Source organism: Chitinimonas lacunae (assembly GCF_042650885.1).
GTDB classification, from domain to species: domain Bacteria; phylum Pseudomonadota; class Gammaproteobacteria; order Burkholderiales; family Chitinimonadaceae; genus Chitinimonas_A; species Chitinimonas_A lacunae.
The window spans coordinates 925,662-947,174 of sequence record NZ_JBHSBU010000001.1; the positions used below are offsets into that span (position 1 = coordinate 925,662).

15 protein-coding genes are annotated in these 21,513 nt (G+C 63.3%); 7 read left to right on the forward strand and 8 right to left on the reverse strand.

Annotation, left to right across the window (positions count from 1 at the left end; translation table 11 throughout):
* Nucleotides 1-16 precede the first annotated feature (16 nt).
* Nucleotides 17-3,850: a YhdP family protein gene (locus ACFOW7_RS04155; RefSeq protein ID WP_378161345.1), complete on the reverse strand. Its 3,834-nt coding sequence runs from the start codon at nt 3,848-3,850 to the stop codon at nt 17-19.
* Between the two features lie 111 nt (nt 3,851-3,961).
* Between ACFOW7_RS04155 and glnE the strand changes: the two genes are divergently transcribed.
* Both glnE and ACFOW7_RS04165 read left to right on the forward strand, forming a co-directional pair.
* Complete coding sequence (gene glnE, locus ACFOW7_RS04160; RefSeq protein WP_449252241.1) at nt 3,962-6,730, forward strand: bifunctional [glutamate--ammonia ligase]-adenylyl-L-tyrosine phosphorylase/[glutamate--ammonia-ligase] adenylyltransferase; 2,769 nt, start codon at nt 3,962-3,964, stop codon at nt 6,728-6,730.
* 878 nt (nt 6,731-7,608) lie between these two features.
* Nucleotides 7,609-9,288 (forward strand): bifunctional metallophosphatase/5'-nucleotidase, encoded by a 1,680-nt coding sequence (locus ACFOW7_RS04165; protein WP_378161347.1) that lies wholly within the window; start codon nt 7,609-7,611, stop codon nt 9,286-9,288.
* Between the two features lie 458 nt (nt 9,289-9,746).
* Here the strand turns inward: ACFOW7_RS04165 and ACFOW7_RS04170 are convergent, their stop codons facing one another.
* From ACFOW7_RS04170 to ACFOW7_RS04185, 4 genes are all read right to left on the reverse strand, one after another.
* Complete coding sequence (locus tag ACFOW7_RS04170; RefSeq protein WP_378161349.1) at nt 9,747-10,520, reverse strand: substrate-binding periplasmic protein; 774 nt, start codon at nt 10,518-10,520, stop codon at nt 9,747-9,749.
* A 69-nt stretch (nt 10,521-10,589) separates the two neighbouring features.
* Nucleotides 10,590-11,492, reverse strand: coding sequence for an alpha/beta hydrolase (locus ACFOW7_RS04175; protein WP_378161351.1), 903 nt, complete (start codon nt 11,490-11,492; stop codon nt 10,590-10,592).
* 33 nt (nt 11,493-11,525) lie between these two features.
* Nucleotides 11,526-12,149, reverse strand: coding sequence for a TetR/AcrR family transcriptional regulator (locus tag ACFOW7_RS04180; protein ID WP_378161354.1), 624 nt, complete (start codon nt 12,147-12,149; stop codon nt 11,526-11,528).
* A gap of 1 nt (nt 12,150) precedes the next feature.
* Complete coding sequence (locus ACFOW7_RS04185) at nt 12,151-12,654, reverse strand: GNAT family N-acetyltransferase (protein WP_378161356.1); 504 nt, start codon at nt 12,652-12,654, stop codon at nt 12,151-12,153.
* Nucleotides 12,655-12,946: 292 nt separating this feature from the next.
* On the opposite strand from ACFOW7_RS04185, the gene ACFOW7_RS04190 reads away from it, so the two are divergent.
* The 5 genes from ACFOW7_RS04190 (at nt 12,947) to ACFOW7_RS04210 (ending at nt 19,337) form a co-directional block, all read left to right on the forward strand.
* Entirely contained in the window at nt 12,947-14,269 is a 1,323-nt protein-coding gene (locus ACFOW7_RS04190; protein ID WP_378161358.1) for a TolC family protein, read from the forward strand.
* Nucleotides 14,266-15,492: an efflux RND transporter periplasmic adaptor subunit gene (locus ACFOW7_RS04195; RefSeq protein ID WP_378161361.1), complete on the forward strand. Its 1,227-nt coding sequence runs from the start codon at nt 14,266-14,268 to the stop codon at nt 15,490-15,492. Before ACFOW7_RS04190 ends, ACFOW7_RS04195 begins: the two co-directional genes overlap by 4 nt.
* A gap of 1 nt (nt 15,493) precedes the next feature.
* Nucleotides 15,494-16,201, forward strand: a complete 708-nt coding sequence (locus ACFOW7_RS04200) for an ABC transporter ATP-binding protein (RefSeq protein WP_378161364.1) — start codon at nt 15,494-15,496, stop codon at nt 16,199-16,201.
* On the forward strand, nt 16,195-17,418 hold the full coding sequence (locus tag ACFOW7_RS04205) for an ABC transporter permease (RefSeq protein WP_378161366.1): 1,224 nt from the start codon (nt 16,195-16,197) through the stop codon (nt 17,416-17,418). The genes ACFOW7_RS04200 and ACFOW7_RS04205 overlap by 7 nt, the downstream gene beginning before the upstream one ends.
* A 230-nt stretch (nt 17,419-17,648) precedes the next feature.
* Complete coding sequence (locus tag ACFOW7_RS04210; RefSeq protein ID WP_378161368.1) at nt 17,649-19,337, forward strand: hypothetical protein; 1,689 nt, start codon at nt 17,649-17,651, stop codon at nt 19,335-19,337.
* A 280-nt stretch (nt 19,338-19,617) separates the two neighbouring features.
* Here the strand turns inward: ACFOW7_RS04210 and ACFOW7_RS04215 are convergent, their stop codons facing one another.
* From ACFOW7_RS04215 to ACFOW7_RS04225, 3 genes are all read right to left on the reverse strand, one after another.
* Nucleotides 19,618-20,559, reverse strand: a complete 942-nt coding sequence (locus ACFOW7_RS04215) for a hypothetical protein (RefSeq protein ID WP_378161370.1) — start codon at nt 20,557-20,559, stop codon at nt 19,618-19,620.
* Complete coding sequence (locus tag ACFOW7_RS04220) at nt 20,560-20,796, reverse strand: hypothetical protein (RefSeq protein WP_378161373.1); 237 nt, start codon at nt 20,794-20,796, stop codon at nt 20,560-20,562.
* A 182-nt stretch (nt 20,797-20,978) separates the two neighbouring features.
* Entirely contained in the window at nt 20,979-21,461 is a 483-nt protein-coding gene (locus ACFOW7_RS04225) for a copper chaperone PCu(A)C (RefSeq protein WP_378161375.1), read from the reverse strand.
* Nucleotides 21,462-21,513: the final 52 nt, after the last annotated feature.

Below are 21,513 nucleotides of genomic sequence, written 5' to 3' on the forward strand. Positions count from 1 at the left end.
GACGACGTTGACAGCGCTATTTGGCGGCGGTTGGGAACAGGCTGCCGACCCGTTCGATCTTGGGGTCGTCCCAGCGGCCGGAGATATCGTATTCGTAAGCGATCAGTTGTCCGAGCGGGTCCTTGAGGGCACGCTGCAACAGGAAGGCGCCCACCCCCAGGGCCGGATTGGCCAAGGCCACCCCGGCCGTGACGGCGATACTGTCACCGATGGTGGGCACGATCCGCACCCGGAGGACCTGGGTTTCGGCCTCGAGATCGGTCTGGCCACGGAACAGGATCTGCGCGGCCGGGCCGACGATGGTCAGATTGTCGGTGCTCAATATACCGGCGACGATTTTACTATCGCCTTCGATGCGGTCGAATGCAAAACCCTCGCTGAAGATATCGCGAAAGTCGAGCGAGATACGCCGTGGCAGCGCTTGCAGGCTCAGCACGCCAAGCAGCCGCCCGACGCCCGGATCGACCTTGGCGAACTGACCGCTTTCGACCACCAGCTTGAGATGGCCGTTCATGGTCAGGAACTGCGGTGACAGGGGCGAACCGCGCCAGCTCACTTCGCCGCCCAGGCGACCGCTGCCCCGCCGCACCGTCTCGGGATAACCGAAGCGGCCCAGCAGCTTGCCCAGATTGTCCGATTCGATATCGATATTCATCCGGGTATCGCCCACCGTCGGCCGCCAGGTGCCGTCGAGCGTTAGGCGGCCGTCGCTGTTGCGGATAGCGAAATGCTCGATCGCCCAGCCTTCGGTCAGCGGTCTGGCCCGCAGATCGATACGGCCAAGCGGATGGTCGCGGTATTGGAATTCCTCGACCTGGGCATCGACGGCCGGCCAGCGTTTCCATTCGTCGGCAGCGGCCGCCTCGTCGACGCCCACATCGCGCTGCGGCAGCGGCAAAGCCAGGCGGCTCATCCGGGCATTGAGGCGACCGCGCCCCTGTGGCAGCCAGCGAGCGTTGCCGCTGGCCTGCCGGCTGGCCAGATCGATCTGCCAGCCTTCCTCCTGCGCCTGGACCTGGGCCTTGACCTCGTCAAGCCGATGGCTGCCGAACAGCAGGCGGCCGATACGCAGATCGGCGCCGGCAAACGCGGCCGCACCGCCGCCTGACCCACCTTCACCGGCCAGCGCCAGCCAGGCATCGAGATCCAGCTCGGGCAGCGTGCCGCTGAGCCAGATGCCCGGCCGAGCCAGGCTCGGCTTGCCTTCGCCGAAGCGAATCTCGGCCCGGTCGAGCTTCCAGTTCGGGCCATTGGCCACTCGTCTGACTTCGGCACCGATCCGCTCGCCCAGAGCCACCCGCCAGCGTTCGCTGCGCTCGTCGATTTCCAGCGCCATCCGCAGCGGTCCGGCTTCACCGGCGGCCAGATCGAGCGGCGCCGGCAAGCCCGAGCTGACCTGCTTCAGCGGCGCTTCCAGGGCCAATTGCCAGCCCCCCTGGGGCGGCAGCCGCAATTCGGCGCGGTAATCGGTGCTGCCCTGGAGCTGTCCGGCCTGCGGCACACCATAGTATTGGGCCGCTACCCGGGCATCGGCCTGGCCACTAATCGCCACCTTGACCTGACCGGCGCTGTCGGTGGCCATATCGAAGCTCAGCGGCCCGCCCAGGGCATGGGCACGCATTCCTTGCGCCTCGGCGCCGCGCTCGCTGAAATGCAGTGTGCCGTCGAGCCCGGTCAGCTCGGGCATCGCCTCGGTCAGGCGAAGCCGGTTGCCGCCAAAGCTGTAATGGCCTTCGACCCGGGTGTTTTCGGCCTGACTCAACGGAATGGCCAGACGCAGACCGAGCCGGCCATCGCCGGCGCTGACTGCGCTGCGGCCGATGCCCTCGAGCAGCTGGTCGAGCGGACTGCGATTGATGAATTGGAAGAATTCGCCGGTCGGGCCGGCGGCCTTGCCTTCGATGGTCAGCAGATCGTCATGGGCAAGATCCTCCAGGGTCGCGCGGGCCTGTTCGACCTGGGCGCCGAGGATACGACCGGCACGGGCATCGATCTGCATGCGGGCACGCTCGAACAGCAGATCGGCCGAGATATTCTCGACGTCGGGCCAGCCATCGGCGTAGTGCAGACGGGCATTGCGCACTTTGGCATTGACCCGCCAGATACCACGCCGGTCCCGGTCAAACGGAAAAGCCGCCAGCGGCCCCTTGAGCACAAAGCGGCCATCGGTCGCTTCGCCGGCCAGAATGGCCTGCTTGAGCCAGGCCCGGGTGTCGTCGCCGACCACGAGCGGCAGATAATCGACCACCTTGGTCGCGACGACACGCGGTGTGGCGGCTTCAAGATCGAGTTCGCCCGGCCCACTGCCATTCCAGCGCCAGACGGCCCGGGCATTGGCGTCGAGATCGGCGTTGCCGGCCTCGAATTCACCCACTCGCACAGTCAGCGCCCGGCCGGACCGTGTCCAATCGGCCTTGAGACCAAGTCGATCGAACCGCAGTGGCTTCTCGAACAGTTGGCCGGCTGCCAGGGTGAACGAGCTGCTTTGCACTGCCAGTTTGCCGCCCTGCTCGCTCAACTGAAGCTCGCCGTCGAGCGGACCCATGGTGGGCCACGGAGGTGGGGCGGTCAGTCCTATTCCCTGGAAAGTGACCTGTCCCTCATAACGCGAAGGTTCTCGCCAGTCGCCCGCCCAACTGCCGCGTACTTTGTCGATCCGACCAGCCGGTTTGAGGCCAGCCAGCGCGTGGCGAATTTCGCGTGGCAAGGGCAATGCTGCCGGCAGGCCGGCCAGGCTGGGCAGGGTCAGGCCATCGAGTTCGACGCTGCCGCCCCCCTCACGCTCCAGAACCACCTTGGCCTCGCTGCCTGCCAGCACCCGACCGCCTTCGGCCGCCAGCGTCAGCGGTGCCAGCGTCAGTTCGCGCCGACCATCGCGGTCCTGCCAGCGCGCGGTGGTGACCAGCGTATCGACATCGAGATCGGCCAGCCCTTCGGCCAGCAAGAGCCGGGCGGCGCGAATATCGAGCTTGGCCTCGACATCGCGCGGCAGTCCGTCGGCAAAGCGCAGCGTCAGATGGAGCTTGCCCGAGCCGTGCTTGACCTTGATCGGATACGGCAGCCAGCGGCCCCAGGCAGCCAGGTCCACATCGTCGAGCAGCAGCCGCAGATCGCCGCGCCATTGTCCCGCTTGGTTGACATCATCGCCGCGCCAACTGCCTTCGACACGCACGGGTGCCGCGAGCGCGGCGGGAGGTTTGGCCAGGACAGTGAAGCGGTGACGGCCGAACAGCAGATTCTCGACCGAGAGATCGACCTGTTCGAGCACCAAGGGTGGTGCGCCACGCAGATGGTCGACCCAGATCACGCTGCCGTTGCGGATCGCCAGATCGTGCTGGCGCAGCAACCAGTTGGCCAGCGTGCCATCGCTCGGCCCCTGGTCGAGCCGCAGACCGGCCAGCCGGATCGAGCCATCGCGTTCGCGGGTCAGTTCGAGAGTGGGAGAGACCACGGTCAGCGCGTCAAAGCGCAGATCGCCAATGATGATGGGCCACCAGGCCAGCGTGGCCTCGGCTTGCGGCAGCGTCACGGCCGGTCGGCCATCGTCGCCGAGCAGGCTGAAGTTACGCAGGGTGAGGGAAGGTTTGAGATTGCTCCAACCGCCGTCGAGCCGGCCGATCTGCACAGGACGGCCGATTGCGTCACTGAGCCGGGTTTCCACCACATGGCGGTAACGGTCGAGGTTGGGGAACAGCCACCAGTTGATCCAGGCGCCACAGCCGGCGATACCAAGTACCACGGTCAGGGCCAGCCAGATCAGCGCTCGCGAATGCCAATGCAACACCCGCAGGGAATAGCGCGTAAGTACACGCAGACGTTTGACTAGTCGATACGGCGGGGACTGGCTCATCGGTGGGTGGACGATGGTTTTCCGGGGCGAGTGGAGGCGATCTGGGCTTGAAACTCGCGCCGGGGCGATGAATACGCCATTATTCGGGGCGATGCATCCGCCCGGCTTCGCATTTGCTTCGCTGTTGCGCCGGACGGGGTCGCCAATTGTAGCGCCCTTGCGCCGGCCCCGTCGCTCCGTTCGACGTCCTGCGAGTTTTTTTGCCACATGACCCAACGATTGCAAGCTGCTCTTGATCACAGCCGTTATCTGCAACGGCTCTTTACTCAACAACCCGCCCTGGCCCTCGCTACCGAGGACCGGCTCGACCTTCCCTTCACCCGCCAGGAGATGGAAGCCGCCCTGCCCGACCCGAGCAGCGACGATGAAGCCGCCCTGGCCATCGCGCTGCGCCGGCTGCGTCAGCGCGTGATGGCCAGACTGTTGGCCCGCGACCTGGGCGGCCTGGCCGACCTCGATGAAGTGGTGACGACGGTCAGCGATCTGGCCGAAGTGGTAATCGGCGCCGCGCTCGATCTGGTCAGCCGGCCCGATCCACGCCATGGTCAGCCGATCGGCGAAGAATCCGGTACACCGCAGCGCCTGCTGGTCGTCGGCATGGGCAAACTCGGCGGACGCGAACTCAATGCGTCGAGCGATATCGATCTGATCTTTGTCTATCCCGAGGATGGCGAAACCGACGGGCCGCGCCATATCAGCAACCATGAGTGGTTCGCCCGTGCCGGCCGGCGACTGATCGCCCTGCTCAACGATGTCAGCGCCGACGGGTTTGTCTTCCGGGTCGATATGCGACTGCGACCTTATGGGGACTCGGGGCCGCTGGTCTGTTCGTTTGCCGCGCTGGAAAACTATCTGCTGACCCAGGGCCGCGAGTGGGAACGCTATGCCTGGATCAAAGGCCGTCCCATCGCCGCCGAGCCGGCGCAGGAAGCAGCCTTGATGCAGCTGATCACCCCGTTTGTCTACCGCAAGTACCTCGACTATGGCGCCTATGCCTCGATGCGCGATTTGCACGGCCAGATCCGCCGTGAAGTGGCGCGGCGCGAGCTGGCTGACAATATCAAGCTGGGGCCGGGCGGCATCCGCGAGATCGAGTTTATCGCCCAGGTATTCCAGTTGATTCGGGGCGGCCGCCGCCCGGCGCTGCGGTTGCGTCCGACCCGCCAGGTACTGGCTGAACTGGCGGCGATGGGCCAGCTCGAACCCGACACGGTCGAGGAACTGGACGCCGCCTATGTGTTTCTGCGCAATCTGGAACACCGGCTGCAATACCTAGACGACAACCAGACCCAGATGCTGCCCAGCAACGACGAGGATCGCGGTCGCATCGCCCACAGTCTCGGCTTTACCAGTTGGGACGATTTTCTGTCGGTGCTCGACCGTCACCGCCACTGCGTCGCCCGCCATTTCGAGCAGGTGTTCGCCCTGCCCCAGGCCGAAGGCGATGCGGTGCATCCGCTGGCAGGACTATGGCTGGGGATTGCCGACGGTCAGGACGCCGGCGCCCGTCTCTCGCAGCTCGGTTTCCAGAATCCTGGCGAAATCGAGCGTCAGTTATCGGCCATTGCCCATTCGAGCCGTTATCAGACCCTGGCCGATAAAAGCCGGCGCCGGCTCGATGCCCTGATTCCGCCGCTGGTCGAGGTGGCGGCGCGCTATCCCAATCCCGACGCCACCTTGACGCGCATTCTGCGTTTTCTGGAAACCATCAGCCGACGCGAATCGTATCTGGCGCTGCTGGCCGAACATCCGCAGACCTTGTCGCGGCTGGCCGGCATGCACAGCGCCAGCGCCTGGGTGGCGGATTATCTGCGCCAGCACCCCATCCTGCTCGACGAGCTGCTCGATGCCCGACTGCTGTACGCGCCGCCGGACTGGCCCAAACTGCGCGCCCAGCTCAAGGCCGATCTGGACGCCCATGCGGGGGACTCCGAAGTAGAGATGGATTTGCTGCGCCATTTCCAACATCAGCAGGTATTCCGGCTGGTTGCCCAGGATCTGGCGGGACGCTGGCCGTTGACGCAGTTGTCGGACCATCTGTCCGATCTGGCCGATCTGGTGCTCGATGTGACGCTGAACCGCACCTGGGCAGAGTTATCGAAACGCCATCGCGAGCGGGCCAGCTTTGCCGCCATCGGCTATGGCAAGCTCGGCGGCAAGGAGCTGGGGTATGGCTCCGATCTCGATGTGATCTTTATCTATGACGACCCCGACCCCGATGCCGGTGAGCTGTATGCCCGGCTGGCGCGGCGGGTGATGAGCTGGCTGTCCACCACCACACCGGCCGGCAGCCTTTATGAAATCGATCTGCGGCTCAGGCCCAATGGCTCATCGGGACTGCTGGTATCCAGTCTGGATGCCTTCAAGCGCTACCAGTCCGATGAAGCCTGGGTGTGGGAGCACCAGGCGCTGACCCGTGCCCGCTTTGCGGCGGGCGACGAGGAGCTGGGACGGCGTTTCGAGGTGGTGCGGCGCGAATTGCTGGCCCAGCGGCGCGACCCGCAGCGGCTGGCTGAAGAAGTGGTCAAGATGCGCGAGCGGATGCTGGTGACCCATCCGGCGCTTGAACATGACGTCAAACATCGGCGTGGCGGGCTGGTCGATGTCGAATTTATCGTGCAATACCTGGTGCTTGCCCACGCCTATGCCCTCCCCGCCTTGCTCGACAACAGCGGCAATATCGCGCTGTTGGGGGTGGCGGCCGATGCCGGGTTGATTCCGAAAAATCTGTCGGTCGAGGCCCAGGAAGCCTATCGTCACCTGCGCGAGCTGCAACACGCCGAACGACTCGAAGGCGCCCCGCCCGACGCCACCAAACTGGCCGCTATCGAGCCTTATTGCGAGGCAGTGCGCTCGCTGTGGCATCTGGTGTTCGACTGAATGTGGTCTTTGGCGTCCAGAAGATGAGTCTGGACGCCAAGCATCCACCCCTCTCCCGCAGGGTGCGGCTACGGCTGTAAGGTCGTGACCTACCCTGGCTTGTGGTGGCTCTGGACTCCCCTGAGCCATTTTTCCCATCTCCTTCCTTAAAGACGACCTGTTCGGGAATGTGGACGGTTTGTGTCCATCTTTCGTATCCAGCGTGCTCTATTGAATTGCTTTTATCGCTCTGGATTATGTCAAATAAAATGAAATTATAATCACAGACTCTCAGCAGCCTCTGCTTGATCGTGGTTCGTCGTTGGGTAATGGAGAGATGGAAGGTCCGGTGGTGGGAAAGATCAGGCCATCCACTAACCTTCCAAATTAGATTATGTAAACAGTCAGCAATTTATAGTACGCGGCCAAGTTTCGGAACAAGACGGCCCCGGACACCTGAAAAGCGCGATCTTCGGCTCATCCTCTCTTCCCTGCTCCTCCAGGACGCAGGAAGAAAAACGTGCGTGGGAGTGGTGGAAGGAAGGAGAGGATGGACACAACGGAGAGGCTGACCTTGCTGGCACGCACCCGCCGAGCGCTGTCCCCTTCCCTCTTCAACTAGCACTTACCCAACACCCCAAATCCATTATGTCAACCAAAGACGCCTAATAACTCCTATCGATAGATATGCTTTCATTGCATGCCAATTTGCCTGAGTGCGCGACTTAGATTAAAGAGCAAGAAAATAAGACTTGCGTTTTATGCATATCTCCTCCTCCTCGCTCCTCCCTCCACCCACCCCACTGCTCACCCAAACACCCTGTCTTTTTCCACACCATGGGCAAGCAAGTCGAACGGTGCTACCCTTCGCGCCCGTTAATCCCTCAGATTCGACTGCTATGCGCCGCTCCCTGCTTGTCCTGCCCGCTCTGCTTTCGCTGGTCGGCTGCGCTTCGTTCGCGCCGTCTCCCGCCAAATCTGCCGCTCCAGCGACGGGAACCCTCGATGTCAAGCTGATCGCCTTCAACGACTTTCACGGCAATCTGCGCCAGCCCGGTTCGGGTGTGAAAGTGCCCGACCCGGCCGATCCGAACAAAACCTTGACCGTCCCCGCCGGCGGCTCGGAATACCTGGCAACCTGGATCAAGCAGCTCAAGGCCAAGAACCCCCACCATGCCGTCGTCTCGGCCGGCGACCTGATCGGCGCCAGTCCCCTGTTGTCGTCGCTGTTCCATGACGAACCGACCATCGAGTCGATGAACGAGATGGGTCTTGAATTCAACGCAGTCGGCAACCACGAGTTCGATGAAGGTGCGGAAGAGCTGCTGCGTATGCAGCGCGGCGGCTGCCATCCCAAGGACGGCTGCAAGATCGGTGATTTCAACGGCGCCCGTTTCAAGTTCCTGGCGGCCAATGTGATCGAGCGCAGCACGGGCAAGCCGCTGTTCCCGGCCTATCAGATCAAGCGCTTTGAAGGCGTGCCGGTGGCCTTTATCGGGATGACCCTCAAAGATACCCCCACCATCGTCAACCCGAGTGGCGTGGCGGGACTGCAATTCCTCGATGAGGCGGAAACGGTCAACCGGCTGGTGCCCGAACTGAAGGCGCAGGGCGTGCGGGCGATTGTGGTGCTGGTCCATGAAGGCGGCGTGCAGACGCCCGATGGCGGTATCAATGACTGCAAGGGCATCTCGGGCGCCATCGTCGACATCGTCAAGCGCTTCGACCCTGAAGTCGATGTGGTGGTCAGCGGTCACACCCACCAGCCGTATAACTGCGCAATGGATAACCGTCTGCTGACCAGCGCCTATTCCTATGGCCGGTTGGTGACGGAAATCGACCTCAAGCTCGACCGGGCCAGCGGCGATGTGATCGAACGGCGTGCCAACAATCTGATTGTCGCGACCAACGTCAACAAGGACGCCAACCAGACCGCCCTGCTCGAACGGGTTTCCAAGCTGGTCGCCCCGCTGGAAGGCCGCATCATCGGCACGATTGGCGGCGCACTGACCAACCAGGCCGACCGCAACGGCGAAACCACCGCCGGCCGCTTTATCGCCGACGCCCAGCTCGAGGCGACCCGCGATCCCAAGCTCGGCGGCGCGCAGATCGCCTTTATGAACGATGGCGGCGTGCGCGGCGACATCGTTCCCGATGCCCAGGGGCGCGTTACCTTCGGCCAGCTCTTCACCGCCCAGCCCTGGGGCAACAATATGATGACCGTGACGCTCAAGGGCAGCGATATTGTCGAGCTGCTGGAGCAGCAGTTCCGGCCCAAGCTCGGCGTGATGATGTTTGTGTCAGAAAACTTCACCTACCGCTACGACCTGCGCCAACCCGAAGGCCAGCGCGTGCTGCGCGATTCGATCCACCTCAACGGCGCTCCGCTCGATCTGAATGCCGACTATCGCGTCGCTGCCAACAGCTTCCTTGCTCTTGGCGGCAATAACTTCAGCGTCTTCCTGCGCGGCCGCAACCCGGTCGGCGGCCCGCTCGATGTCGATGCGCTGATCGAGTACGTCGAACGCCAGCCCGGCCGTCCGGTGCCGACCACCCCGCGTGCCAACAAGGTGGAGTAATCTGCTGTTCTGGCAAGAAAAGAAAAATTCCTGCAAACCAATCGCAAGATATTCAAACAGAAATAAAGAATTTTTATCTTTTTTTGCCATCACCAACTCAAGCAGGCCGGTCATCCACCGGCCTGCTTTTCATGGTAGAGCCGCTCGGCCCATCGCGGCACCACGTCCTCCCCCCTCTCATCCTCCCACGCCTCACAGCTTTCCTTTCAACATGGCGTCCATCCCTCCACAAAATCGTAAGATGCCTTACTCACAAAGCGGCGTAATGCATCATTTTCCTCCAGTTTCACCTGGATAATGGCAATCTTCTAGGCTGTCCCACCAGAGGATGCTGGAGCTCTTTAACGCCATCCCTAACGAGAATTTTTTGGGGTAAGAAAATCAGGTGAAGCCTGATCGGCCTTTTCTACAGACTGGGTTTGGACAAGTTGAAACAGGCAGTTCGGCGGCGTGATGACTTACTCCACCGCAGTCCCCAACTTGAAGGTCCTCTGTTCGATATAGCGTTGCAGATGCTGCTCAAAACGCTTATTGGCGAATGCTTCCTGGGCGGCATGTTCGTAGCGGCCCAGCAGACGAGGGGAAGCAGTTTTCGAGAAGGCCGCGAACACTTCGCGCGCCCGCAACGGCAAAGGCAGGGTGCGGACGGTATAACCAGCGCCCTTGGCGAAATACAGCGGGGTATAGGGATTGGAGAAAAACGCGGCATCGATCCGCCCCAATTGCAGCTTGCCCATATTGGAACGTTCCCATTGGACTTCGCCATTCATATCCCACTGAATAGCGGGACGCTGTAGTGCCGGCTCCAGCACACTTTGCTTGACCCAGCCGATACGCAGCCCATCGAGCTGGGAAAAATCGGTGATGCGCTGCAAATGACTATTGGGCCGTACCGCCAGCACCGGCTCGAAGCGGATATAAGCCTGGCTGGCGTAATCGACCTGTCGTCGCCGTTCGGGCGCATAGCTCAGGATCGGCGCCATATCGGCGCTACCGGTTTCCAGACTGCGCAGCAGGCGCGCCACCGTCATCGGTGGCAACCAACGGAAGCGCACCCCCATACGCGGTGCGATCTCCTGGTCGAAGAACTCCACCAGAGCCCCACGCACCGAGCCGTCCATATCGACCACATAAGGCGCCACGCTGAAGGTAGCGACCTTGACCTCTTCGCCAGGCATCGGGCTCGATTCGGCCTGGACCAGCAGTACCGTGCAAAGCGTCAGCCATTTCATCGCGCACCCACAACCCCTGCCAGCTTATATTCCCTTCATCATAGATATTGTCAGCGTGGCGGTTACGGCTTAGCTCGTCACGAAAGTAGTGATCCGCTCCAGCACCAGCGGGTCGCGCAAGATCCGGTTATGACCCAGCCCTTCTGTTAGCTCGAAACGGGCGCCGGGCCAGGCTTTGGCAATCGACTCGCCGACCTGCGGCGGCAATTCGCGGTCGTCGCGGTCGTGGATCACCAATCCCGGCTGGCGCAAACGAGCGACCAGCGGCGGGACCGTCAGCTCGTCCCAGCGGATGCCGAATTCGGTCTCTATCCGGTTCTGCACCCGGGCCCGCAAATCCTCATCGAAGCCAAGCAGACGGGCCACCTGGTGCGAATAGGCCACCAGATCGGCGCTGGGCGCCACCAGCACCACCCGCGACACCGGCAGCCCCGCCGCCAGCGCATTGACGGCCGCAGCGCCACCCAGTGAATGAGCCACCAGACCATCGACCGGCCCGACCGACCGTATCAGCCGCTGCAAGGCATGGACCACATGCACGATCGACGACAACCGTCCGGCACTCTCGCCATGGGCCGGGGCATCGATGGCCACCACCTCGTAGCCGCGCTCGACCAGCAGCGGAATCAGCGCATAGAACTGTGTCGCCCGTCCGCCCCAGCCATGCATCAAGGCAATCCGACCGCGTCGCGCCTCGCCCCAGCGATAGGTACGCATCGGCTGGAAATTCCACTGGTCGCGCGGCAGGCCGACCGTCATCAGCCAGCCACGGCGGGCATTGTCACGCCACGGCTGCTCGGCGATGGGCCAATCGACCCGACCCGGCGTCAGAAACCGTCGCGCGACCCAGGCCGTCGCCAGCATCGGTGAAGTACGGTTGAGCAGATCGATGGCAAAGCGGATCGATCCCAGGACAATATCTTTACGAACGTTCGTGCTTTTTCTGGGCGAAGCGAGCAGTGCGGTAGTCATGACGAATCTCCTGCGTAGATGAGAACGGGCCGGTCAGCCCGGAGAAGCCGCCGTCAGACGGGGCGGCGCAGCGATCAGCCGCTCCAGCCCGCGCCAGGCCATCGGATAGAAGCGCTGGTCGTCGAGCAGGCCGTGGTGATGATGAACAGACAGAATCAGACCGAGCCATTCAAAGGCGAATTGCTCGATATCGGTATCGGCCGGCAGCTCCCCGGCCTCGACTGCCAGCCGGGCCATCCGGCCCAGACCGGTCAGCCAGGTTTCGGTCTGGCTGGCCAGGAAATCGCGCACCGGGCCCGGTCGATCGTCGAATTCGCTCGCAGCGGCGAGGATCACGCAACCACCAGGCCGCTCCTGCCGCATGGTCCAGTCGAGCCAGCCGTGATACATGGCCCGCAGGCGCTTGAGCCCACGTGGATGGGTCAGCGCGGGACGCAACACCTGCTCGTCGAAACGGGCCTGGGCCGCGCGCAGCACGGCGAGCTGCAATTCCTCCTTGGCGCCGAAATGGGCAAACAGCCCGCTTTTCGACATCCCGACCCGCTCGGCCAGGGCACCGATGGTGAGACTGGCCAGCCCGACCTCACGTGCCAGCGCAATCGCGGCGTCAAGGATGGCTTCCCGCGTGGCTTCGCCTTTACTGAGGGAGCGGGCCATTTCAGTGATCCCCGAGTCGCAGGCCAAGCACGGCCAGATCACGTTCCACCCCATCGAGCACCGCGACACGCGGATACCAACCCCAACGGCTAAAGCCGAATGCTTCAAACAAGGCCAGACTTGGTCGGTTATGGCCAAACACAAAGCCCAGCAAGGTATGCACGCCAAGCGACGGCGCATGATCGATCGCCGCTTGCAGCAGATAGCGCCCCAGGCCGCGCCGGCGCTGTTCGGGATGAATATAGAGGCTGATTTCCGCCGTCGGCGCATAGGCCGGCCGACCGTAGAAATCGGAGAAACTCAACCAGGCCACCACCTCGCCCGCCTCCTCAACCACCCACAACGGCCGCCGTGACGACGGATGAGCCTCAAACCATGCTTCACGCTGCGCCACGGTCACGGGTTCGGTGTCAGCCGTCACTTCGCGTGAGGCAATGGTGGCGTTGTAGATCGCCACAATGGCCGCAAGGTCTGCGCGAACAGCAAGGCGATGTTGGAAGGACATGGCAGACAAGCACGGTCGGTCAGCAATGCGGCAAAAATTAGCACGACCGTTCGTTCCAAACAATTGCCGTTTGTCGAATGCACGATGGTGAACGAATTTTCAAAAAAAATATCCTCCCTCCTATCGAAAACAATCAAAGCGCTGCCAGGCTGCGGCGCTCACATCAATTGACCTGGACGACCTGCCACGGTGTATGGGCATAACTCGGCAACTTAGGCAGCCATTACAACTGTTTACACTTACGCCAACCTCAGAAACACGTCGTCAGGAAACGCTCGCCTACACTGGCTGCATGCCTATCCTTCCCTTGATGCGAGCCAGTCTGCTGGGGCTTGTCTGTCTTGCCGTACTCGCCGACGAACCTCCTCCTTGCTCGCCTGCACCGCTGCCTGCCAGCCTGACCCTGGCGCAGGCAGTCGATCAGGCGCTCTGTCGTCATCCGCAGACCCGGATCGCCTGGGCGCAGGCCCGGGCTCAGGCCGCCTCGCTCGATATTGCCAGAGCGGCTTTTCTGCCGAGTCTCGATGCCAGTGTCAGCACCTCGCTCAGCGATGAAGATGGCCGCAGCAGCCATGCTGCGTCCGGTGGGCTGCGACTGGCCTACGCGCTGTTCGATTTCGGTCAGCGCGCCGCCCGGCGCGACAGTGCCGAAGCCCTGCTCGATGCGGCACGCCATGGCCGCGACAGCGTGATCGCCCAGGTCTGGCGCGATACGGTCAATGCTTATCTCAATGTGGCGAGGGCCGACGCCCAGGCTGAAGCCGGACGGGCGGCCGAGCGCGCCGCTCAGGCTGGTCTGGCGGCAGCCGAGGCGAGATTGGCGGCCGGAACTGTCACCAGCGCCGATGTGCTGCAGGCCCGTACCGCCCTGTCGCGCGCCACCCTGATCCGACTGCGTGCCGAAGGCCAGGGTGCTGGCGCCCGGGGGCAATTGGCACAGCAGCTTGGCCTGGGTCCAACGGCCCTGCCCTCTCTGGTGCCGCTGACGCCTCCCGCTCCACAGCCCATTCCCGACAGTGTCGTCGAAGCTCTGATCGAGCAGGCCAGCCAGCGCCGCGCCGAACTCAAACAGGCCCAGGCCGATCTGCGCGCGGCCGAAGCGGCCATCGCTGCTGCACGGGCAGCCGACCGGCCAAGCCTGGGACTCTCGGCCAATGCCGGCTTGGCGCAGCAACGCGACCAGGACCGACGCCACAGCGGCAGCATCGCCTTGATGCTCAATATTCCGGTGTTCGAAGGCGGTGCGCCACCGGCGCGGATACGACAGGCCGAAGCCCAGCGCGACAGCCGGCTGGCTGAACTCGAACGACAGCGGCTCGCCATTGCCCAGGAAGTCTGGCAGGCATGGCAGTCGCTCCGTACTGCCGAAGCTGCCACCACCGCCGCCGAGGCGGCGCAGCAGTCGGCCCGTCGTGCGGCGGAAGTCGCGCTGGGACGCTACCGGGCCGGGCTTGGGATCGGACTCGATGTGCTCAATGCTCAAAGTGCCGAAGCCGAGGCCGAACGCGAACGGGTCACCACTCTTTATGACTGGCTCGCCGCCCGCGCCGCGCTGGCCTACGCACTGGGCGGCAGCCTGCCCGCCGATCTCGGAAACTGGACCCCGGCCCCATGAAGAAACCTCGTCTACTCCCTACCCTGCTCTGGCTGACGCTGTTTTCCCTGCTTGGACTGGCTGCCTATTACGCCTACCGCCGCAGTGCCGATCAGCCGTTGGCCGACACCCTCCGTACCGAACGGGTCACACGCGGTCCGCTGGTGATCAGTGTCAGCGCCACCGGCACGCTCAACCCGGTCAAGGTGGTCAATGTCGGCACCCAGGTTTCGGGCACGGTCCGCAAGCTGTATGTCGATTTCAACGATCAGGTCAAAGCCGGCCAGATACTGCTTGAACTCGACACCGACCAGCTCGACGCCCAGGCCCGCAGCAGTGCCGCCCAGGTAGCGCGCCAGACGGCCGCCACCGGGCTGGCCCGACTCAAAGCCACCCGTTACCGCGAGCTGTTCGGCAAGGAATTCGTTTCGCGCCAGGAACTCGACCAAGCCGAATCGGAGCTGGCTCAGGCCGAGGCGCTGCTGGCCCAGTCGCGGGCCGAGGATGAGCGGGTACGCGCCAATCTCGGCAATGCCATCATCCGCTCGCCCGTCTCGGGCGTGGTACTCGACCGGGTGGTCGATGTCGGGCAAACGGTGGCCGCGAGCTTCCAAACGCCCACGCTGATCAAGATCGCGCAGGATCTGTCCACCATGCAGATCAACGCCAGCTTCGCCGAAGCCGACCTTGGCCGGGTCAAGGCCGGGCTGCCCGCTCAATTCAGCGTCGATGCGTTTCCGGACCGGCGCTTTCGCGGCAAGGTGCGCCAGCTTCGGCTCAACCCGACCGTGCAGCAGAACGTCGTGACCTACGATGTGGTGATCGATGTCGATAACGCCGAGCAGATCCTGCTGCCCGGCATGACCGCCTACGTCAATCTGGTGCTGGAGCGACGCGAAGCTGCGCTGACCGTGCCCAATGCCGCCCTGCGTTTCCGCCCGGCCGAGGAACGGGGGCAACGCAAGGAAGAAGGCAATCACCCGCGCGGTGAAGGTCGGCGCGAAGGGGAAGGCCGCCGCGAGCGCCGTGGACGCGGCGAGAGCGGTACAGCGGCCGTCTATGTGCTTGAAGGTGAGCAGTTGCGTCGGGTGGAAATCCGCACCGGCCTCAGCGACAACCGTCGCACCGAAGTGCTCGCAGGCGACCTCAAGGTCGATGACCTGGTCGCCGTCGGCACGGTCGCCAAGGAAGGCGAAGCCGCCGCACCAGGCGGCCGGGGGCCGATGGGCATGCGGAGGTTCTGAGATGACAGCGGTGATCGAAGTCGCCGGGCTCGACAAGTCCTACCGTACCGAAGCCGGTGACGTGGCCGTCCTGCATCAGGTCGGCCTTCGGATCGACCAAGGCGAATTTGTCGCCGTGATGGGGCCATCGGGTTCAGGCAAGTCGACCTTTATGAATATCCTCGGCTGCCTTGATCGCCCAAGCGGCGGCAGCTACCGGCTGACCGGCCGCCCGGTGGCCGAACTCGACCGCGATGCGCTGGCCCAGTTACGGAATCAGACCATCGGTTTCGTGTTCCAGGGCTTCAATCTGCTGCCGCGTGCCACGCTCGAAGACAATGTGGCACTACCGTTGGTCTACGCCGGCGTCGGACGCCACGAACGGCGGCAACGGGCGCGGGCGCTGCTTGAGCGGGTCGGGCTCGGCCGCTATGCCCAATCCCGCCCCAACCAGATCTCGGGCGGCCAACAGCAGCGGGTGGCCATTGCGCGCGCGCTGGTCGGCCAACCTCGTCTGATCCTGGCCGATGAGCCGACTGGCAATCTCGACAGCAAGACCAGCGAAGAAGTGATGGCGCTGTTCTGCCAGCTCAACGATGAAGGCATCACGATCGTGCTGGTGACGCATGAGCACGATATCGCCGCCTACGCCAAGCGGCTGGTGCGTTTTCTCGATGGCCGCATCGTCGAGGATCATCCCGTTTTGCCACGGAGCTGGCCGCCATGTTGATGACCACCATGCTGGGCGAAGCCTGGAGCGCCATGCGGGCCAACCGGCTGCGCACCTTTCTGACCATGCTGGGCATGGTGATCGGGGTGGCGGCGGTGGTGCTGATGCTGGCGGTCGGCCAGGGCGCGCGCGAGGCGGTGCGGCGCAGCATCGACTCGATGGGCAGTCATCTGTTTGTCGTGCTGGCCGGCTCCAGCAATGTCGGCGGGGTGCGTAGCGGCGGCGGCGGCGCCAGTACCTTGACCATCGACGATGCCGAAGCACTGGCCGGCCTGCCCGGTGTCGCCCTGAGCGCGCCGGTGGTGTCAGGCGGTGCCCAGCTGGTCGCCGGGGCCAATAACTGGAATACCCAGGTATTGGGCTCGACCGCCGACTATCTGGCCATCCGGGGCTGGGAGGTGGCACGCGGCGACGGCTTTGACCCGGGCGATATCCGCACCGGCAACCGGGTGGCGCTGCTTGGTGCCACGGTGGCCGAGAATCTGTTCGGCGAGCGTGACCCGATTGGCCTGACGCTGCGGATACGGCAAAGCCCGTTCACCGTGATCGGCGTCCTGGCACGCAAGGGCCAGAGCCTCGATGGCCGCGATCAGGACGATACGGTGCTGGTGCCGATCAGCGCCGCCCAGCGCAATCTGTTCGGCAGCCGTTTCCGTGGCTCGGTGCGGATGGTGCTGGTCCAGGCCGAATCGGACCAGGCGATGGCCACCGTCGAGCCAGCCATGGCCGAATTGCTGCGCCAGCGCCATCGCTTGCGCGAAGATGCCGATGACGATTTCTCGATTGCCAACCTGACCGCCGTCGCCAATTCAGCGGCTGCCATGGCCCGCACCATGTCGCTGCTTTTGGGGGCGATTGCCTCGGTATCGCTGCTGGTCGGGGGCATCGGCATCATGAATATCATGCTGGTGTCCGTGACCGAACGGACGCGCGAAATCGGCATCCGCATCGCTATCGGTGCGCGGCAGCGCGATGTATTGCTGCAATTCCTGCTCGAAGCGATCGCAATGTCGCTGGCCGGTTGCCTGATCGGCGTAGGGGTCGGGGTGGGCGGCGCCCTGGTCGCCCAACACTGGTTTGAGGTAGCGATAGCGCTGAGCGGCGGCGCGGTGGCCCTGGCTTTCGGCGTGGCAGGATTCACGGGGGTATTTTTCGGCTTTTACCCGGCGCTCAAGGCGGCGCAGCTCGATCCGATTGAAGCATTGCGCTATCAATAAATGGGCTGTCTTATAACTATCCTTCGCTTCAATAAACAACATCATGCGTCTGAGCGCGACCCAGATGCAGCATTGAAGCCATCTTGAGCACAGCGGATACCAAGCCTTCTGAAAATACTCCATTGACGGCATTCCGACCCGGCCCGCTTCCCTTACCGTCCATCACCTGAGCCGCCGGTAAAAATCGGGGGCCTATAGTGAAGGGGATTTATCGAGCCGAGGATACTGCCATGCGCCTGTCTGTTGTCGCTGTCCTGATCGTCTTCTCGCCCCTGGGTCTGGCCGCACCCAAGCCCGCCGATATCGACCGGCTGCTTAACTGGGGCGAGGCCAGCTATCCCGCCTTGCTGACCCCGGCAGCCACCTCGCGCGATGAATTCGGCTACCGCTATCGCTGTTACGGTGGTGGCACGACGCTGTGTCTGGGTGTCAACGAGCAAAGCCAGCTTCATCTGTATCAAAACGGCCAGTTCAGCAATCTGGGCAATCTGAGCGACTGGCTGCGCACGGCCGACCGCGACCAGATCGAGAATGGCAAGGTGTTCCCGCGCTCGCTGGCGGCCAGTGCGCCGACACGGCAGGACAAAAACGGCTTTGCCGCCACCTTTGCCGCGCTGAGCTATCGCGGCGCCACCACCCGGATCGACGCCTTGCTGACTGGCGCAGCGACCGGGCTTGGCAGTTTCGATCCCAACCTGTTCCTCGCTGAAAGCATGGATGCCGCCTGCTTCGGCCCCACCATGCAGTACAGCGGCCATCCCGACGCGGCAAGCGGTGGTCCGTCGAGTGGCATGTTGCCGCGCGGCGATCTGGGACTGTGGAAGGAAGTCGATACCCCGACCGGCGACGCCTGCGCGGCGGCCCAGCTCAATGCCCAGATGGACGGGGTCAGCATGCGCGGCAATATGGCGATGATCGGTCTGGCGGTGTTGTTGCGGCAGGCGTATGTCTCGGGCAAGGGTCTGCCCGCAGCAGGTGCCAGCGTCGATCTGCTGGCCGAAATGAATGCACTGGGCAGCGCCGCCACTTTCAGCAAGGCCACCCTCAGCCTCGACAGCAGCGGCAAGACCTGGCGCTATGGCATGGAATTCAGCTTCACCGACGGCAGCGGCCAGCCTCATACGGTCTATCTCCAGCTCGACCACACTCCCGGCGGCAGCCCGAGCGCCTATCAGGGCCTGCTGACCTACGGCATCACCCAGCAATTCCAGGGCGGGACCTGCGGCAGCGGCAACAATCCGGTGACGCGGATCGGCACCTTCAAATATCAGCGTGCCGACGCCAATATCAGCAGCATCCTGCGCCAGGGCCAGTATTGCGGTCATGGCAGCCCCAGCTCGCTGGGAGCCTTCCAGAGCGACGGCCAGCTCGACCCGTCGCTCAAATGGTCGGACAGCTTTATGCGCTTTGGCGCCAACTACGACCCCTCGACCCAGAAAGGCAAATATCTGAGCGCCTGGCAGGCCGGCCTGTTCGACCCCAACAGCCGCATTCTGCAACTGGGCATCAATGGCATAGGCAGCGGCACCAGCAATGACGGCGAGTCCTACTACGGCTACGGCGCACCGCTCAGCAGCAGCGACGGCAAGATCCTCGGTTTCTACTGCAACTGGGCCGGCCCGAAACCGGCGAGCCCGGTCGGCCTGCACAAGGAATACGCCCAACGCCAATTCCTGCGCTACAACGCCAGCAGCGGCAAATGGGAACAACCAAGCGGCGGCGCCAATATCCGCTATGCCCCGACCGATGCCTGCACCAACACCAGCGGCAGCTTCTGGTACGACCGCAATCTCGACAATCTCAACAATGAAACCAGCACCGATCTGCTGGTCTCCACGCCTGATCTGTTCGGACTGGGCAGCAGCAGCACCATTGCCGAGGCGATAGCCGCACGGGGGTATGTGATTCCGGCGTTCTGAGGGTGTCTTGGAGCTAGACCACAGGCCGTAATGCACGGCTGTTTCCGTCCTCGCTGAGGATCGAGCGACAGCATGTGACGCAAGCCCGGTGCATTACGGCGCTTTGCGGCTAGCGCATTTACTGCACTCGGCATCGCCGCAAGTCTGGTTGAGCGTCAGGAACCGGCACTTTGAGGGCCGGATACATTGACTCCGAATTGACTGGAAATGCGCTAACGGTACCCGACGCCGCGGTCGATTCGGACACCAAGCCTGATGAAACAGAGCCGGCTTCTCAGCCTCAGTGCGCAGCAGGAGCCGGCACTGAAGTGCGTGCCAGCAGCTTAGCCCGAAGCTCCTGCATCTTGCGCTCCGTCCCTTCCCGGTCAGCATCGTCCGCGCCCGGGCTTTCCAGCGAATAACGCAGGGAATACCACTTGTCGCCGGCCACCCAGGCCAGATTGGGGTTGCCCATCAGGTCGCGGCAGGACCAGGAAGTGGTGTCGGCCGGGGGGTGGCCGCTGGGTTTCTTGCAGGAGGTGGAGAAATTGGCAAAGAAAGCCTGCTTTGCATGCTCATGCAGACCGACCTGGACTTTATCGAGCGACCCGACCGAGATATCGAGAGAACCGACCCGATCCGGTACGCCATAGCGGCAGCCCTGCACGCCCAGCCATTCGGCCACCACGACCTTGCTGTTGAGCAGGCCCTTGATGGACGGCAGCATCGAGGCATCGGTAATCGGGCAGTAGCCGCCGTGGGCGATGAATTCCTGTACGTGCGCCTCTCCCTGGGCGAAAGCCGAGCGGGTGATGGCGGCCAGCGGTTCGCGGTCAACGGTGGTGGACAGCTCGGTTTCATTGCTGCGGTCCACGCCGACTTCGACAAACAGCTTGCCGAACCAGCCCACCACCTTGTAGACCTGCGGTTTATCGTTGAGCGCGCCATAGGACGCCCGATTGCCGAGCTTTTCGATAAAGCTGGGTGGATTGACCAGCGCGCGCTCTTCGCGCCTGAAATCCTGTTGCGCGTCCTTGGTCGAGGTGTGAAGGCGCAAATCGATATACAGATACGCCCCTTTGCTGCCTTCAAAGCGGCAATGTTCCGCGGTCAGCAGAAACAGCGACCAGGGGCCGCCGGGCAAGGCGGCGATGGTCTTGGGGTCCACCAGATGACAGTCCTGGGCCCAGGTCGATACTCCCATCAGCCCCAGCAGGCCGACTGTGACGATCCGTCTAGCCATTCAAAGCGGCTCCTGACTCACTTCCCGAAAAACAAAATAATCGGCAAATACGTTGCAAGATGGGATGTGCGATTTAGGAGAAAAAGAAATTTCCTCACTTACATCAGGCTGTGGATTGACCACCGGGTCGGCAAGCTCGGCTGCCTGTTTCGCCTCTACCCGCCCGAGCCAGCGCACGACCGCTGCGCCCACCAGGGTGGTCCAGGAACTGCCGCCCACCATTCCCAGATGATCCATCTCTCGCTCCTCCTTGTTGGCACATCAGCATTGCCCCGCTTTTTGATCTGGTAAGGGGCACTGAAAATATAGCGAGATTTAGGGAAACGACAGCCAATCGAGCGTCAGCATGCGCTCCGGTGAAGGAATTGTGCGATTTGAGCCACGCCAGGCTGGCGCCCGGGCAGGTGCCAGCCCATCGCTCAATGACCGGCGTGCAGCCCGGCCGCATCGACATCGACCGGCTCGACCTTGATTTCGACCTTGACTTGCCCGGCCTTGGCAAAACGCAGGGTCAGCGGCAGGTTGGCGCCCTGCGGCAGCGGTTTTTTCAGATTGATCAGCATGATATGGAAACCACCAGGCGCCAGCAGTGCGCTGCCCTTGGCCGGCACCGGCACCTGATCGACCTGGCGCATCCGCATCACGCCCTGATCGTTGACGTGGTTATGGATCTCGATCCGCTCAGCCAGCGCCGGATTGCTGGCGCCCAGCAGCGTGTCGGCCTGATCGCCGGCATTGTTGATCTTCAGATAGACCGCCCCGGTGGACGCGCCGGTCGGGGTGGCACGGGCCCAGGGATGATGGATTTCCAGCTTACCCGCCTTGAATTCATGCGCCTGCGCCGCGACCAGCGAGCACGCACCCAACAGCACCATGGCGATACGGTTGACGAAAGACTTCATGGAAACGATTCCTGTACACGAGAAGAAAACGAACAAAGTGCCCGGACCGCTC